Below are 15,871 nucleotides of genomic sequence, written 5' to 3' on the forward strand. Positions count from 1 at the left end.
GTATATTTTATGTTTTCTTGAATACAATTTCAAAAGGAGAAGCAATGATGGGACAAATTAAATCAAGCGTCATTTCAGCTGGCTCTGCTATCAGTGAGCTCGTTGGAGTTGATACTAGCAATACACAAAATCAACAAGTCGAATTTTCCTATACAACAGGAATTGCTGGAATGGAAGCTGGCCGTCAGGCCTGCAATCAAATGCTGCAGGCTGTCAGTGACTTCAGCTCAGCTGTTCTGACTCAGGCCAATAAATTTCCAGAAATTGCTGCAAAAATTGAGAAACGAGATATTGAGGAAGCCAAGCGCTGGGAGAGTTGAGATGAAGGCAGATAAAAGCGAAAAAGAACGTCAGGCACTTTACGAAAAAATTCTCAAAGTCGACCAAAAAGAAGACGAATTTATGACGATGAAACGTCAATACGAGATTTCTCTGGCGAATTTTGCGACGGATTTCCACTATTTGACGACCCGAATGGAACATCTACTTTATGAGCATCCGCAAAATACTGCTGCCCTCAGTCGAGATTTAGCAGAAACTCAGTATCTTAACCAAGAGGTTAAGAACTATGTGGATGTTCAGATGGATGAACTGGGAAAGCTCACTCATCAAGCAAGAAAGACTATGGAAGAAGAGCGAGAAAAACTGACCAAAGAAAGGAATAGTCTGCCATGGGAGTAAAATATAGTGCGACGGATTCAGCCCAGCTTATCCAAGCGATGACCAGCAACCTGCAGGTGGCTAATCAGGTGACAGATCGTCTATCTAGTGGCTGCGACCATCTGATTCCTCTTTGGATTCGGGTGAGTTGCAGGGAGCGGCTTACACAGCGGGGAAAGGCTTATTTACCGAAGTGATCATCCCCGCCATCAAGAAGCTGCAAGAGGCTATTGATGATATTCAGGGGGAGCTTTCCTCTTATAAAAGTGCCGATACCGAGGTGGCCAAATACGGCGAGTTAGACTTGGATTTATTGAAAGAACAGCTGAAAATAAAACAAGAGATGTTGGAGAAAACCAAAGTTCAGTTAGCGGAGTATCAGTCTCTATCTCGCCGAATTAGCGACGGATTTACAGGGAAATTAGCTGATAATTTCTCCAAGACGATTTCTCTGACTGAGGTGGAAAACCAGCTAAATATCGGCATTCGCGAAATTGAGGAAAAAATTGACAAACTGGAATGGTTTGTGGCTCAGGTATCCCAGTATTTTGCGGATAGTCTGCAGGTTTTGGGCTTAGCTATTCAAGGAGCGACGCAGCTTAGTCAGGTATTGGTAGACAGTGAGGGTAATTACTCTACTGATGGCATAGATATGAGCTGGTCTACTAAGATGAAGGCTCAAGAGATTCAGACTGTTTCAAAGAGTGATTATCGGACACCACAAGAACAGGCTATAGACAAGGCTGTCAAAGATATGAAGTTATCCGGTGCTGCTGAAATCTATTACCGAGGAAAGCTCAAGGAGAAGCTGAAGGGGAAGCCGCGTTCGGAATGGAAGAAAATAATTTCAAACTTTAATAAAGATCTTAAGACAGAAAAAGGGGAGAATCTCCTGGATGTTTTCAATATGACCCGAGCTGAGCTTGAGGAAAAGTATGGTGACAAGATTCATGCCTATGAACGTTTTTTAACAACGGGGCGTGGTGATGCATCTATTGCTACTATGAGTCAAGACGCTCTTCAGTTGATTATGGCGAGATATGACCAAGTAAAAAGTGATCATCGAGGCTTGAGCCCCACAGAATTAGCTAAGGTTGATCCAGCTTTCAAGAAAAAAATAGATGGTATGAGCCAAGAGGAGATAGAAAAAGAATTTCCTGAGCTCAAAAATGCCATTTCCCAGGCTCATGTAAATCCATATAGCGGTCTATTCATGTCAGAAACTGAGAGGGCTAATCGCAGTTACGCAATTGATCGTTACTTCCTAATGGACAGTCAGAAATTACTTAGCTGGCGCGACCCAAATTACATGGCAAAGTTCAATCATTACATCCTTGAAGAAGGGATCAATCCGATTACACTTGGGCCAGCAACAGCCGAAGAAATCCAAACAGCTGAATGGTATAATCGCATCCATCCTATCACTGAAACACTTAGCTGGGGTGCTGCCTTGTATTCTGCTTATGTGGGCTATAACCAGTATTACAATAAACCATATACAACAATCCCCGAAGCTTTTGGCAAAGGAAAAGATTGGATTAAAGGGAAAATTCCGAGTATGGGGAGTCAGCCGGTGGTTGAGATTAAAACCTACAGTATGGATGATTTAGCGAATCTTAAGCACACAGAGAACTTTACAGAGAAGTCTAAAATCCATATCTTTGAAGGTGATTTAAATAGGAGAGGACAAGCAGGTGGCTATCATTATGATATGGTAGAAGGGACTTCTGGAAATATTATCGAAGGTACGAAAGGACCCGCCTTAAATGATGCTGGGGTTTATGAAGCGAAAGTTGAAGTAAATGGAATTCTTAAGAAAGCTAATGGAGGGAACTCAACTTTCTTCCCTGACCATATGAGCCCTCAGGAGGTTGTAGATGCCATTAATGAGGCATATGAAGCAAGGGTATTTGACACTAACTCAAGAAACATTTATGAAGGTATAAGTAAGAATGGAATGAAAATTACGATGTATTTAGACTCTGAGAAAAAGATTATTTCAGCTTTTCCTAGCAGTAAATAAATAGAAAGATATAGGACGTAACAAATGTTAAAAAGACAATATGGAATATTTAAATATCCTGACGGTGATATTAGATTATCGATAAAATTCTTGGATGAAAACTATCAAACTTTAGGCGAGTTTTTTATCATTGAGGTTAATACTTTTTACCCTCACATTTATAAAGAATTAGAGGCGGTTGTTACTGGTCAAAAAGAAGAATCAGACTTTGGCGGTAATATGCTTAATATTGATATAGGCAAAGAAGAAACAGAAGTGTATTATCAAATGGATGATGAAAGTCTTGGGGAACCTTGCTTTATTTCAACTGATGAACTATATAAATTAGTTATTGAGTGGAAAGAGATGGAAGAAAAAATGCACAGAGGGGAGGATATTTTTCCAGTGATCTTAGAAGATTGATCTAGTATAAAGAATTTAGGGTAGGATGCTTTCCTTGCCCTTTTCGTCTCGTAGATTTGTTGAGAAACACGGTCTTAACTTTGAACAAAAGCATTTTGAATATACCTCTAGGACAGGAAAATATTAGTATGTTAGAAACAGTTTTAAAAGCAATTGATAATTTGTTATCAATAATTGACCAATATAAAATTAAAAACATTCATCCGCAAGTGGAGGATTTAAAGTATTTAAAAAAATCATTGAATACTAATGACGAGCTAAGTACAAGGGAAAAATTTACTCTTTATCAAGAACTTTTTCCACCACGCGGTGGTTTATCAGATATTCACTATTGGCATAACGACTTTGAAGCAAGAAAAACAGTTAATGAAGTCATATCAGATTCAACGAAAACAATTGCTGATTATTTGCTGGAACGGTAACAAAATAATTTAATGGTGAATATTCTTAAAAAAATTAAAACTAAAACCTATAAAAATAATGATTTAATAAATAATATAGATTTAAATCCAAAGGGATCTAATATGTTAAAATTAAGTCAATTAATTAATGCTACTTATAATGTTGAAGTCGATTACTATATTCCTCTTACGATTGAGGTTTCAGGAATTCCTTCTTATGCAGAAAAGAATTATTTTCGTTTAGTAAAGGAAAATAGTTTACTCGAAATAGGCATTGATATAGAGTCTCACCAATTAATGAATATTATTTTAGTCCAAATTTCAAGTGCAAGTTTAGTTGATCAAATAGTAGTAAAGGAAATAGCTGATAAACAAGGTTGTCCTGTTTTCCAAAGTGATATTTCATTCACAAATGGCCTGCATGATATAAATCAGTCCTTTGATGTATTCTTATCAAGAGAAATTTTGAAGATTCGGTTAATTGATGTGGAAGAAACATCTTATCTAACGAATGGTCGAGTAAAATTAGGTTTTTCTCAAGATGGAATACTAGTGAGTTTTTTACTGTTGGATTTAACAGATAAAGAATACGCAGATTTAAAAGATAGTTTTAAACTATACTGAATATTTTTCTTTGTAAAAAGTATTACTTACTTATAGATAATTAAACGATTTGATTGTGAAGCTTGATTTAGGTGGAAAGAACAAATGGCCAAAATAAAAATAATCTCACTTGATGATACAGATGATATTATTATTCAAATTGGTAATAAAAAACTTAAAGCGATGATATCTATGGCCCTGTATAATCTTAAAGAAGGAGAAGAATATGATACAGAATTAACGTTCTATATGTTCGGAGATTTTAAATTACAATTAGTTTCTAATGAAAGATATGATATCGCTCATATTGAAAATTACTCTTATGAATAACAGGAAAAATTATTGACTCAGAAACAATTGATGTTGGATTTCCTATCTCAAGTGAGTGGTTAGCAGATTATTCCTATCTAGTCGGTCAATATGTTACATGTAAACTTGATAGGTTAGAAGTGAACTTTTTGTAAAATATATTTTTCCTGCTGAAGAGCGGGAATTTGTTCTATAAATTTCCGCATGACAAATCAAAAAATTCTAAGTAATTTACAATGCTATCATTCATAACTTAATAAAAATTTTTTTGACTGACAATCATCAAAATAACAGCTCTGCAAATGTACAGAGCTGTTATTTGTTTTTCTTTATTTTTTCTACATCCAGTGGCATGAAAGTCGCCATAACTCGACCGATTAGTTTAGGTTCTTCCTCATGCGGGATAAACTTATCACTGTATTTTTTATTAAGGGAAATCAGACGGATACCGGATGGATCGTTGAAGACCCTTTTGATAATGGTTTGACCGTCATAGTCAATAGCATAGATAGCGCCGGCAAGCTCGAAATGTGTCTGCTTGATTAGCGCTACGGAATCTCTCGGATACTTGGGCTCTAACGAATCAGTTCGTACCCAAAGGGCAATATCGTAGTCAATTTCTCTGTCCAACCAGACAAAATCAGCTTGTTCAGGCTTATGCTGAGAGAGATAGTAATTTTCATAGACTAAGTAGGGGAAGTAGTCGTCCTTTAAGCTGGCTTGTGTTTCTTGTTCAGTCAGGCTAGCTTCCAGTAACTTTAATCCTTTCTCCTGTCTGTCTTGGTCAAGTTGTTGATAAATACGATTTAAATCGGGAAATTGTTGAGGGATGTCAGTAATTAGTCGGTAACGAGGATCGATTTCTTCAACCTCTACATCAAAAAATCTTGCAATTTTCTCTAGATTGGCTGCGATAGGCAGAGATGTTCCTTTGATATAGCCAGTGAGTGTACTAGCAGGAATGCCTGTTTCACGAGATAGCTCGACTTGCTTCTTACCTGTTTCCTTGAGAAGTTCTTTGAGCTTTTTAGAAATGAGAAGACTTGCTTCCTTGTCTTGGGGGCTTGCGGCACCTCTTCCTCTGGCCATAATATCAACTCCTTTACTTATTTCAATTATAGCGAATTAAATCGAAAAAGTAAAGGATTAGGTCAATTATCTTAGCCTAATCCTCTACTTTTTTAGATAATGTATTAAATTTCATAGCCCATTAAGATTCCGCCTTCCTCAGCGTAGAAGCTGCAGAGACCTGAAGTCGGCACCATTTCGATTTGAGCCTGGGGATACATTTCTTGTACTAGTTGGCTAAATTGCTGGCAGAACTTCTCGTTATTACGGTGAGCGATGATGAGTCGGCCGCCCTTGTAACCGGCTTTAAGTAGCTCTTCGATTGCAGAAGCAAGGGCCTTTTTTGGACCGCGTGCCTTTTGCAGAAGCTCTAGCGTGCCGGTCTGGCTAGCTTCTCCGACCATACGGATATTGAGCAAGCCGACAACGGTTCCCAGAAGTTTGCTAAGTCGGCCGTTTTTGACCAAGTTATCTACCTTTGCCAGAACGAAGAGAAGCTTGGTTTTCTCCTGATAGCGACTAATGACTTCAACAACTTCATCAAAGCTGAAATCTTGCTGGATGAGTTCATTGAGTTTAGTCACAAGCAAGTCCACTTCTCCGCCAGCAGAAAGACTATCAATGACATGAATCTGGGCATCAGGATGTTCTTCCAAAAAGATTTTCTTAGCAACCTGTGCACTATTATTACTACCAGATAGAGTGCCGGTGATGGTTACAACAAAAATCTTGTCTGCTCCCTCAAAGCTTTTGAGATAGTCATCTGGACTAGGGCAGGCAGACTTTGAAGCAGCAGAAGAAGCATACATCTTTTCCATCATCAGGTCAATATCAAGCTGCTTATCATCTACAAAAATCTCATTTTCCACTTGAATGGTTAAGGGAACACTTTCAAACTGGGTATCTTTAGCCAAGTTTTCCATTTCACGAAAGTCACAGCCAGAGTCAGCTATAATTTTCCAAGTCATATTTTTCTCCTTTTTTGCCAAGTATGTACAATAAAAAAATTGACAAAAAACCTGTCTTTTTTTAAAATTATAACATGAAGAATGCTTACTAAAAAGCGGAAACTGTCAGCTGATACAAGAGGGAAGAAATTGTTATGTCGGAAAAGAAAATATCGGAAAAATCACTCGCGAATTTAAAGAAATACAATCAGGAATCCAATCAAATTACGAGAGAGTCTCTGGAAATCTCTCTCATGCAGCTGTTGGAGAAGAAAGAACTCAAAAAGATCACAATTTCAGAGCTGGTTGAGCGAGCAGGGGTTTCCCGAGCTGCATTTTACCGCAATTATAGCTCTAAAGAGCAGATTCTAGAAGAGATTTTTAAAAACACTGTTCAAGGTATTACGGATAAATTGGAAGAGTTTAACTTTAAAACTGAGATGTACCAGATTTGGCTTTTTCTTTTTAAGGAAGCTAAGAAAGAGGCTCGGGTTATCAGTCTAGCCATTGACTATAATTTTGAAAAGCTGCTGACTCAGGCCGTATTTGACTTTTTGGAAAAGCGCAATCGCAATGCTAAGAAAACGACTAACTCTTACATGAATTCCTTCTGGAGTTCGGCAGTTGTTTCCGTTCTTTCCAAGTGGATTAAGGACGGCATGAAGGTTCCAGCTGAAAAAATAGCTTCTTTAGGCCTACCTCTTTTCCCACAGAAAAAGAAAATCAAATAAAAACAAGTGAGTCATTAGGGCTCGCTTGTTTTTAGGTTCTGTAAGAAGTTGGTTAGTTCTTTTTGATTTCTTAATTCGTAGAATTTCTGAGGAAAAGTTTGTCGGATTTTCTTATATCTTGCCAGTGCTGTCTGACGTCGTCCTTTCCAAAGAACCCAGCAGATAAACTCCCAGTCAAACTTTTCGGGGCAGCCGGGAGCCATGCTTTCTCTGGTCCGATTGCGGTATTTTAGATAGCGTTTGAAAGCTCGATAGAGGCAGTTCCAGCGAGAGAAGTTCAGAAAGATGATTTGGTCGGCTTCTGCCATCCGACGTTCATAAAAACACCAAGAGTAGTTGCCATCAATAATCCAGTCGGTATTTTTTGACAAAAAATTATCTATCTGTTTACTCATCCAATCACGGTCGCTATCCTTCCAGCCAGGTTGGAACTGCAATGTATCCATGTGAAGTTTGGGAATGGAGTAGTGGTTGGACAGTTGTGCTGCTAGAGTGGATTTGCCAGACCCGGAATAACCAATAATTGCTATTTTCATCCCTACCTCCTTTGTGTGAGAAACAAAAAAAGCTCCTGAGAGCTCCCTTTGTATGCATTATTTAGCAAGTTTAGCTGAAAGGCGTGCTTTATCGCGGCTTGCTTTGTTTTTGTGGATCAAACCTTTTGTTTCTGCTTTATCGATAGCTGAGCTAGCAGCACGGAAAAGTTCTTCAGATGGGTTTGCTTCAAATGCTTTGATTGCAGTACGCATAGCTGACTTTTGAGCTGAGTTTTTTTCGTTATGTTTCACGTTCAATTCAGCGCGTTTGATAGCTGATTTAATGTTTGCCAAGTTGTTTCACCTCCATTGAAAATACTAACTATCTAATTATATATGAAAAGTTAGGATTTGACAAGCTTTTTTATTTTTTTAAGTAAATTTCATCAATTTCATGATTTCCAGCTTTGTGCAGAATAATTTCTGCCCGATTGCGGGTTGGCTCAATGTAGTCTAGCAGGTTGACAAGATTAATGGTTTTCCAGACATTATGGGCGAAAGCTACCACTTCCTCTTCTGATTGAGTGGTGAAGCGGTGGTAGTAGTTTTTTGGGTCGTTTTCAGCCAGCGTCAGCATTTTTTTAAAGCGATCCAGATACCAGTTTTCAATATTTTCGACTTCTGCATCGACATAGATAGAAAAGTCAAAAAAGTCTGTCATATAGAGGCGCTCGTTCTGAGGATTTTGGAAAACATTGATCCCTTCAACAATAACAAAGTCTGCAGCCTTTACCTCCTGCATTTCCTGAGGGACGATATCATAAGTCTCATGCGAGTAGACGGGGATTTGGAAATCTTGACCGTTTTTTATGCTGTCCAGAAAGGAAAGAAGCAGCTCCATATTATAGCTTTCTGGGAAACCCTTGCGGTTTAAAATACCATTAGCTTCTAAAATTTGATTAGGAAATAAGAAGCCGTCTGTGGTAACCAGCTCGACTGTCGCATTTGAAAAAGTCCGAGAAAGCAGAATCTGCAGCAAACGGCTGGTGGTAGATTTCCCAACGGCCACACTGCCAGAAACGCCGATGATAAAGGGCTGTTTCCGGCTCTCTTTTTGTAGAAAAATCCCCTTGGAAAAAGCCAAGTCTTCCTTAGAACGTTTATAAATCTGAATGAGATTGGTCAAGGGTAAATAAATGTCCGTTACGTCTTGCAGGCTAATTTTGTCATTGAAACTCTTGATAGAATTAAGCTCGGCCTGGGTCAGAGGAGGAGTTGTTTTGCGGTGCAGATTTTGCCAAGTATGGCGGCTGATTTTTTCAAAGTGAAGAAATTCGTTAGTCATAAGTTACTCCTGTATGATGGACTTTAGTATAACATACTTTTTGGAGAAATGAAAACGATTTACAAATCTAGGAAAATTATGATAAAATGGTTGTATGACTAAAATGTATTTTGCAGAAAATCCTGATGCCAAACATGATATTCATGAATTAAATGTAGAACTGTTAGGACAGCAGCTGACTTTTTTGACAGATGCTGGTGTCTTCAGTAAAAAGATGATTGATTATGGCAGTCGGGTTCTTTTGTCTGTCTTGGACTTTGAAGCTGGAGAACGGGTGCTGGATGTTGGCTGTGGTTATGGCCCATTAGGTTTGACCTTAGCCAAAGCGTACGGAGTGGCTGCAACCATGGTAGATATCAACCAGCGGGCCTTGGACTTGGCTCAGAAGAATGCTGAGAGAAACCAGATTTCAGCTGAGATCTTCCAGTCAAATGTTTATGAAAAGGTCAACGGTATTTTCGACCATATTATCAGTAATCCGCCTATTCGTGCTGGTAAGCAAGTTGTACATGAGGTTATCAGCGGAAGCTATGAGCATTTGACAGAAGGCGGTGATTTGACCCTTGTGATTCAGAAGAAGCAAGGAGCGCCCAGTGCCAAGTCGAAGATGGAAGCTGTCTTCGGTAATTGTGAGATTGTTAAGAAGGACAAAGGCTACTATATACTAAGGAGCGAAAAATAGGATGCGTGCTGTAGATATTATCCAAAAGAAAAGAGATGGTCTTGAGCTGACCAGTCAGGAAATCCAGTGGCTGATTGAGGGTTATGTGGACGGGACTGTGCCAGACTATCAGATGGCAGCCTTTGCTATGGCTGTCTATTTTAAAGGCATGACGACTCGGGAAATTTCTGATTTAACCATGACAATGGTTGGAACCGGTGAACAGTTTGACTTGTCAGAAATCGCGGGAATAAAAGTAGATAAACATTCTACTGGCGGTGTTGGTGATAAAGTAACTTTGGTCTTGGTTCCTTTGGTGGCTAGTTTCGGTGTGCCCGTTGCTAAAATGAGCGGCCGCGGGCTGGGCCATACTGGAGGAACCATTGATAAATTGGAATCCATTAAAGGATTTCAGGTAGAGCGTAGTCAGGAAGACTTTATCAAGCAGGTGCAGGAAATCGGCTTGTCCGTTATCGGTCAGTCTGATCAGTTGGTGCTAGCGGATAAGTTACTCTATGCCTTGCGAGATGTAACAGCAACTGTTGATACCATTCCGCTGATAGCGAGCTCTGTCATGAGTAAGAAAATTGCTGCTGGTGCAGACAGTATCCTTCTGGATGTGACGGTCGGTGAAGGCGCCTTTATGAAAAATATTGATGACGCTCGTGTACTAGCACGTACTATGGTAGATTTGGGCAAGGCGGTCGGAAGAAAAACAGTAGCTGTTCTGACAGATATGAGTCAGCCTTTGGGAACCAGCATTGGCAATCGTCTGGAAATCTTAGAAGCTTTGGATATCTTGCAGGGCAGGGGTCGTGAAGACATCACAACTTTCATTTGTGAGTTGGCTCAGATTATGCTCGGACTTGCAGATGTTGAGAAAACAGCAGAAGAAGTGAGAGAACAGTTGACTAATGGCGCTGCTTTGAAGAAATTTGAAGCTATGATTGCTGATCAAGGTGGTGACTTGGAAGACCTCTATCGTCCATCAAGTGCAGCTCATATTATAGATGTGAAAGCAGAACAGGCAGGCTATATCACTGAACTGCCTGCTATGGAGTTCGGACTCTTTGCCATGAGACTTGGAGCAGGACGCGCGGTCAAATCTGACGACTTGGATTATGAAACTGGAATTGTTTTCGAAAAGAAAGTCGGAGACAAGGTCGAAATTGGAGAAGTTTTCGCAAAAATTTATTCAAATGAAAAAATTTCTCAAGAACTAGTTACAGATTTTCAAAAAAATGTTAAAATAGGTGATGAAAGCGTTGCAGTAAGCGAGATTATCGAGGTTATTGCTTAATTCTAGGAGAAGCAAACATGAAATTAAACAAATACATAGACCATACGCTTTTAAAACCGGAAGCGTCAAAAGAGCAGGTTCTGAAGTTAATCGAAGAAGCAAAAGTTTATGATTTTGCCAGTATCTGTGTCAATCCAACCTGGATAGAGTTTGCTGCGGAGCAGCTAAAAGGCTCAGATGTCAAGGTTTGTGTGCCAATTGGTTTTCCTTTAGGAGCCAACACTTCCGATGTGAAAGCTTTTGAAACGAAGGACGCAATCCAAAAGGGTGCGGGCGAAGTGGATATGGTCATCAATGTCGGCGCTCTGAAGTCTAAAAATTATGATTTGGTAGAGCGAGACATCCGTGCGGTTGTAGAAGCTGCTAACGGTACCTTGGTCAAGGTGATTCTGGAAACTTGCCTGCTGACAGATGAGGAAAAGGTTAAGGCCTGCCAACTGGCTCAGAAAGCTGGAGCTGATTTTGTTAAGACCTCTACAGGATTCTCAACTGGCGGTGCGACAGTCGAAGATGTTGCCCTTATGAGAAAAACAGTTGGTCCTGACATGGGCGTCAAGGCTTCTGGCGGTGCTCGTTCTTATGAAGATGCGCTGGCCTTTATTGAAGCAGGTGCAACTCGTATCGGAACTTCGGCCGGAGTGGCGATTATGAAGGGAGAAGAAGCTAGTGGCGACTACTGAGTTGATTGACTTGGCTGTCCAAGCCAGCAAAAATGCTTATGTTCCCTATTCTCATTTCCCTATCGGAGCGGTTTTAGTCGCTAAAGATGGACGAGTATTTACCGGCGTTAATGTTGAAAATGCTAGTTTTGGTTTGACCAACTGCGGCGAGCGGACAGCTATATTTAAGGCAGTTTCAGAAGGAGCTTTAGACTTCGAGGAGCTGATTGTCTATGGTGAGACGGAAAAACCCATATCACCTTGTGGTGCCTGCCGCCAAGTAATGGCAGAATTTTTTGCTGAGGATCTAAAAGTGACCTTGGTCGCTAAAGATAAATCGACGGTCGTGATGACGGTCAAGGAATTACTTCCATATTCTTTTACAGATTTAACATAAGTCTGTTATCGGTCATCTGACCAAACTCAAACTTGCAACTGTGTTGCACATCTTATTTAGGAGGTTCAGAAATGAACAAAAAACAATGGCTAGGTCTTGGTCTAGTAACTGTCGCAGCATTCGGACTTGCTGCATGTGGAAACCGTGCTTCTCGCTCAGATTCTTCAGATGCGAAAACTGACTTGAAAGCTGCTATCGTAACTGACACTGGCGGTGTTGATGATAAATCATTTAACCAGTCAGCTTGGGAAGGTATGCAAGCTTGGGGGAAAGAAAACGGTCTTTCAAAAGACAATGGTTACACTTACTACCAATCTAATGATGAGTCTCAGTACGCAAACAACCTGAACCAAGCCGCTACAGATGGTTACAAGCTAGTATTTGGTATCGGATTTGCCCTTCGTGATGCGGTTGAATCTGCTGCCCAAGATAACACAGAAATCAATTATGTTATTATCGATGATGTTATCGAAGGACAAAAGAATGTTGCTTCAGCTGTCTTTGCTGATAATGAAGCTGCTTACCTTGCTGGTGTTGCTGCTGCAAAAACTACTAAGACAAAACAAGTTGGTTTCGTAGGTGGTATAGAAGGCGCAGTTATCACACGTTTTGAAAAAGGTTTCGAAGCTGGTGTGAAATCAGTTGATCCATCTATCAAGATTCAAGTAGACTATGCTGGCTCATTCGGTGATGCAGCTAAAGGTAAGACAATTGCTGCTGCTCAATATGCTGCAGGTGCAGATGTGGTTTACCAAGTTGCTGGTGGAACTGGTGCAGGAGTATTTAACGAAGCTAAGTCAATCAACGAAACAAGAAATGAAGATGAAAAAGTTTGGGTACTCGGTGTTGACCGTGACCAAACTGAAGAAGGTAAATACAAGTCTAAGGATGGTAAAGAGTCTAACTTTGTTTTGGCATCAAGCTTGAAACAAGTTGGTAAGACTGTCCAAGACATCGCTAACCAAACTGCTAAAGGTAAATTCCCAGGCGGTAAAACTACAACCTTCGGTCTGAAAGACGGTGGAGTTGACTTGACAACTACAAACCTGTCAGAAGATACTAAAAAGGCTGTTGAAGAAGCGAAAGCAAAAATCCTTGACGGCAGTATCACTGTTCCTGACAAATAAAAAATTTAGGAGCGATCCGACCGTGGAGGGTCGCTCCTTTTTAAAATTTGAGACGCCTTTGTATCAATAGAATTTATTAGCACGGGCTGTGCCAGTAAGTTTTATTGAAATAAAATGAAATTCTGGAAAGGAAAGAGCCATGACACATGAAAATGTCATTGAAATGCGAGAAATCACCAAAATTTTTGGTGAATTTGTAGCCAATGATAAAATCAATTTGGAACTCAGAAAAGGTGAAATTCACGCTCTTTTGGGAGAAAATGGTGCCGGAAAGTCAACCTTGATGAATATGCTGGCTGGCCTACTTGAACCGACCAGCGGTGAGATTGTAGTGAATGGAAAGTCAGTTAAGCTGGACTCTCCATCAAAGGCGGCCTCACTTGGTATCGGGATGGTGCACCAGCACTTTATGCTTGTTGAAGCATTTACTGTTGCTGAAAATATCATCCTTGGAAGTGAAATCACAAAAAATGGTGTGTTGGACTTGAAAGGTGCTACTAAAGAAATCAAGGAACTTTCTCAGAAATACGGCTTGGCAGTTGATCCATCTGCTAAGGTTGAAGATATTTCTGTCGGTGCCCAGCAGCGGGTTGAAATCCTCAAGACTCTTTATCGTGGGGCGGACATTCTCATCTTTGATGAGCCAACAGCCGTTCTGACTCCAGCTGAGATTGATGAATTGATGAAAATCATGAAGAACCTCGTCAAAGAAGGAAAATCTATCATTCTCATCACTCACAAGCTGGATGAGATTCGGGCAGTTTCTGATCGCGTAACAGTTATTCGTCGCGGAAAATCTATTGAAACAGTTGAAATCGCTGGTGCGACGAACCAAGATTTGGCTGAAATGATGGTGGGACGGGCTGTTTCCTTCAAGACTGCGAAAGAGCCTGCTAATCCTCAAGAAACTGTTTTGTCAATCAAGGATCTTGTTGTTGAAGAAAACCGTGGTGTTCCAGCTGTTAAGGGACTTTCTCTTGATGTCCGTGCTGGTGAGATTGTTGGTATTGCTGGGATTGACGGCAATGGTCAAACCGAGCTGATTCAGGCTATTACAGGACTTAGAAAAGCTAGCTCTGGCGAGATTACAATTAAGAACCAGTCTATTATTGGTAAGCAGCCGCGGCAGATAACTGAAATGAAAGTCAGCCACGTTCCTGAAGACCGCCACCGTGATGGTTTAGTCCTGGCAATGTCCATTTCTGAAAATATTGCTTTACAGACTTACTATAAAGAACCGCTCAGTAAAAATGGAATCCTGAATTACGGTAACATTTATTCTTACGCACGCAAGTTGATGGATGAATTTGATGTTCGGGCGGCTAGCGAATATGTACCTGCTTCAGCTCTTTCAGGAGGAAACCAGCAGAAAGCTATCATTGCTCGGGAAGTGGACCGTGATCCAGACCTTCTGATTGTCAGTCAGCCAACTCGCGGACTTGATGTTGGGGCGATTGAATACATCCATAAACGCCTGATTGAAGCGCGGACTCAAGGCAAGGCTGTTCTCGTTGTCAGCTTTGAGCTAGATGAAATCCTCAATGTTTCTGATAGAATCGCAGTTATCCATGATGGTAAGATTCAGGGGATTGTAAATCCAGAGGAAACCAATAAGCAAGAGCTTGGTATTCTCATGGCCGGCGGTAAGATCCAGAAGGGAGAATCAAATGTCTAAGAAATCACAAAAGATTGCAGTTCCCTTAATATCAGTTGTTCTCGGGATTTTATTGGGAGCGGTTGTCATGCTCATCTTTGGTTATGATGCCCTCTGGGGATATGAATCCCTTTTTAAAACAGCTTTTGGTTCTTTGAGAAGTTTGGGTGAAATTTCTCGTGCAATGGGACCTCTGATTCTCATCGGTTTGGGCTTTGCTGTAGCCAGTCGTGCTGGATTCTTTAATGTCGGACTTCCAGGGCAGGCCTTGGCTGGCTGGATTATGGCTGGTTGGTTTGCACTTTCCTTCCCTAATTTACCTCGTCCGCTGATGTTATTGGCTACTGTAGTCATTGCGGCAGCAGCTGGTGGTGTTATTGGCGCTATTCCAGGAATTCTGCGTGCTTATTTGGGAACGAGTGAAGTCATCGTAACCATTATGATGAACTATATTGTTCTCTTTGTTGGAAATGCTGTTATTCATAGTTTCCCTAAATCTGTGATGCAGAGTATTGACTCTAGTAAGCGTGTTTCTGCCAATGCGATTTATCAAACAGAGTGGTTGAGAAGTCTTACATCTAACTCTCGGATGAATATCGGTATCTTCTTTGCCTTGATTGCAGTAGTGGTTATTTGGTATTTGCTTAAGAAAACAACACTTGGTTTTGAAATTCGTGCTGTAGGGCTTAATCCAAATGCATCTGAATATGCAGGGATGTCATCTAAGCGTACTATTATCGTGTCTATGATTATTTCAGGTGCTCTTGCAGGACTTGGAGGAGTAGTAGAAGGACTTGGAACTTATCAGAATGTCTTTGTTCAAGGAAGTTCCTTGAGTGTTGGTTTCAATGGTATGGCGGTAAGTCTTTTGGCAGCCAACTCTCCAATTGGAATCCTCTTTGCAGCCTTCCTCTTTGCAGTTCTGAGTGTTGGTGCTCCAGGTATGAACGTGGCTCAGATTCCAACAGAACTTGTAAACATCGTAACAGCTTCTATTATCTTCTTTGTCAGTGCCCACTATCTGATTGAGCGTATGACAGGTATGACGATCTTTGATTTCCTTAAAAATCGTCGGCAGGAAGCTAAAAAAGTGAAGGAGGGAAACTAG

Annotated in this window: 19 protein-coding genes and 1 pseudogene; 15 read left to right on the forward strand and 5 right to left on the reverse strand. The window is 40.5% G+C overall.

From position 1 onward, the window contains the following. Positions 1 to 47: 47 nt before the first annotated feature. From SSV_RS04580 to SSV_RS12210, 7 genes and pseudogenes are all read left to right on the forward strand, one after another. A complete protein-coding gene (locus tag SSV_RS04580; protein ID WP_176693624.1) occupies positions 48 to 320 on the forward strand; it encodes a TIGR04197 family type VII secretion effector in 273 nt (90 codons plus the stop codon). A gap of 1 nt (position 321) precedes the next feature. After that, positions 322 to 681 carry a cingulin gene (locus SSV_RS04585; RefSeq protein WP_072073866.1) on the forward strand — a complete coding sequence of 120 codons (360 nt, stop codon included), beginning with the start codon at positions 322 to 324 and terminating at the stop codon, positions 679 to 681. Next, positions 672 to 2,683: pseudogene (locus tag SSV_RS12205) on the forward strand (EndoU domain-containing protein). The gene SSV_RS04585 and the pseudogene SSV_RS12205 overlap by 10 nt, the downstream one beginning before the upstream one ends. 24 nt (positions 2,684 to 2,707) lie before the next feature. Continuing rightward, positions 2,708 to 3,085, forward strand: coding sequence for a hypothetical protein (locus SSV_RS04605; protein ID WP_072073867.1), 378 nt, complete (start codon positions 2,708 to 2,710; stop codon positions 3,083 to 3,085). Between the two features lie 128 nt (positions 3,086 to 3,213). Continuing rightward, complete coding sequence (locus SSV_RS04610; protein ID WP_072073868.1) at positions 3,214 to 3,507, forward strand: ABC transporter; 294 nt, start codon at positions 3,214 to 3,216, stop codon at positions 3,505 to 3,507. Positions 3,508 to 3,609: 102 nt separating this feature from the next. Continuing rightward, positions 3,610 to 4,110, forward strand: coding sequence for a hypothetical protein (locus SSV_RS04615; protein ID WP_072074915.1), 501 nt, complete (start codon positions 3,610 to 3,612; stop codon positions 4,108 to 4,110). A gap of 84 nt (positions 4,111 to 4,194) precedes the next feature. After that, entirely contained in the window at positions 4,195 to 4,419 is a 225-nt protein-coding gene (locus SSV_RS12210) for a hypothetical protein (RefSeq protein ID WP_255297038.1), read from the forward strand. Between the two features lie 294 nt (positions 4,420 to 4,713). On the opposite strand, the gene SSV_RS04625 is transcribed toward SSV_RS12210, so the two are convergent. Both SSV_RS04625 and SSV_RS04630 read right to left on the reverse strand, forming a co-directional pair. After that, positions 4,714 to 5,487, reverse strand: coding sequence for an XRE family transcriptional regulator (locus tag SSV_RS04625; RefSeq protein ID WP_072073869.1), 774 nt, complete (start codon positions 5,485 to 5,487; stop codon positions 4,714 to 4,716). Between the two features lie 104 nt (positions 5,488 to 5,591). Next, positions 5,592 to 6,434, reverse strand: coding sequence for a DegV family protein (locus SSV_RS04630; RefSeq protein WP_072073870.1), 843 nt, complete (start codon positions 6,432 to 6,434; stop codon positions 5,592 to 5,594). A gap of 134 nt (positions 6,435 to 6,568) precedes the next feature. On the opposite strand from SSV_RS04630, the gene SSV_RS04635 reads away from it, so the two are divergent. Continuing rightward, the gene (locus tag SSV_RS04635) at positions 6,569 to 7,144 is read left to right on the forward strand and encodes a TetR/AcrR family transcriptional regulator (protein ID WP_002895666.1); all 576 of its coding nucleotides are present in this window, start codon (positions 6,569 to 6,571) and stop codon (positions 7,142 to 7,144) included. Positions 7,145 to 7,158: 14 nt separating this feature from the next. Here SSV_RS04635 and SSV_RS04640 read toward each other — a convergent pair whose 3' ends face one another. The 3 genes from SSV_RS04640 to coaA form a co-directional block, all read right to left on the reverse strand. Beyond that, a complete protein-coding gene (locus tag SSV_RS04640; protein WP_072073871.1) occupies positions 7,159 to 7,680 on the reverse strand; it encodes a DNA topology modulation protein in 522 nt (173 codons plus the stop codon). Between the two features lie 57 nt (positions 7,681 to 7,737). Beyond that, on the reverse strand, positions 7,738 to 7,974 hold the full coding sequence (gene rpsT / locus SSV_RS04645; RefSeq protein ID WP_002895661.1) for a 30S ribosomal protein S20: 237 nt from the start codon (positions 7,972 to 7,974) through the stop codon (positions 7,738 to 7,740). Positions 7,975 to 8,044: 70 nt separating this feature from the next. After that, positions 8,045 to 8,965, reverse strand: a complete 921-nt coding sequence (coaA, locus tag SSV_RS04650; protein WP_072073872.1) for a type I pantothenate kinase — start codon at positions 8,963 to 8,965, stop codon at positions 8,045 to 8,047. 94 nt (positions 8,966 to 9,059) lie between these two features. Here coaA and SSV_RS04655 point away from each other — a divergent pair, with 94 nt between their 5' ends. The 7 genes from SSV_RS04655 to SSV_RS04685 all read left to right on the forward strand — a co-directional run bounded on the left by SSV_RS04655 (position 9,060) and on the right by SSV_RS04685 (position 15,871). Then, positions 9,060 to 9,647 carry a class I SAM-dependent methyltransferase gene (locus SSV_RS04655; RefSeq protein ID WP_072073873.1) on the forward strand — a complete coding sequence of 196 codons (588 nt, stop codon included), beginning with the start codon at positions 9,060 to 9,062 and terminating at the stop codon, positions 9,645 to 9,647. A gap of 1 nt (position 9,648) precedes the next feature. Next, entirely contained in the window at positions 9,649 to 10,926 is a 1,278-nt protein-coding gene (locus tag SSV_RS04660) for a pyrimidine-nucleoside phosphorylase (protein WP_072073874.1), read from the forward strand. 17 nt (positions 10,927 to 10,943) lie between these two features. Then, positions 10,944 to 11,606 (forward strand): deoxyribose-phosphate aldolase, encoded by a 663-nt coding sequence (gene deoC / locus SSV_RS04665; RefSeq protein ID WP_072073875.1) that lies wholly within the window; start codon positions 10,944 to 10,946, stop codon positions 11,604 to 11,606. Then, positions 11,593 to 11,982, forward strand: a complete 390-nt coding sequence (locus SSV_RS04670) for a cytidine deaminase (RefSeq protein WP_002906685.1) — start codon at positions 11,593 to 11,595, stop codon at positions 11,980 to 11,982. Before deoC ends, SSV_RS04670 begins: the two co-directional genes overlap by 14 nt. Before the next feature lie 71 nt (positions 11,983 to 12,053). Then, positions 12,054 to 13,109: a BMP family lipoprotein gene (locus SSV_RS04675; RefSeq protein WP_072073876.1), complete on the forward strand. Its 1,056-nt coding sequence runs from the start codon at positions 12,054 to 12,056 to the stop codon at positions 13,107 to 13,109. Positions 13,110 to 13,248: 139 nt separating this feature from the next. Then, entirely contained in the window at positions 13,249 to 14,784 is a 1,536-nt protein-coding gene (locus tag SSV_RS04680) for an ABC transporter ATP-binding protein (protein WP_072073877.1), read from the forward strand. After that, the gene (locus tag SSV_RS04685) at positions 14,777 to 15,871 is read left to right on the forward strand and encodes an ABC transporter permease (RefSeq protein WP_072073878.1); all 1,095 of its coding nucleotides are present in this window, start codon (positions 14,777 to 14,779) and stop codon (positions 15,869 to 15,871) included. Before SSV_RS04680 ends, SSV_RS04685 begins: the two co-directional genes overlap by 8 nt.

The sequence above is a fragment of the Streptococcus sanguinis genome, assembly GCF_001078705.1.
In the GTDB taxonomy this organism is placed as follows: domain Bacteria; phylum Bacillota; class Bacilli; order Lactobacillales; family Streptococcaceae; genus Streptococcus; species Streptococcus sanguinis_D.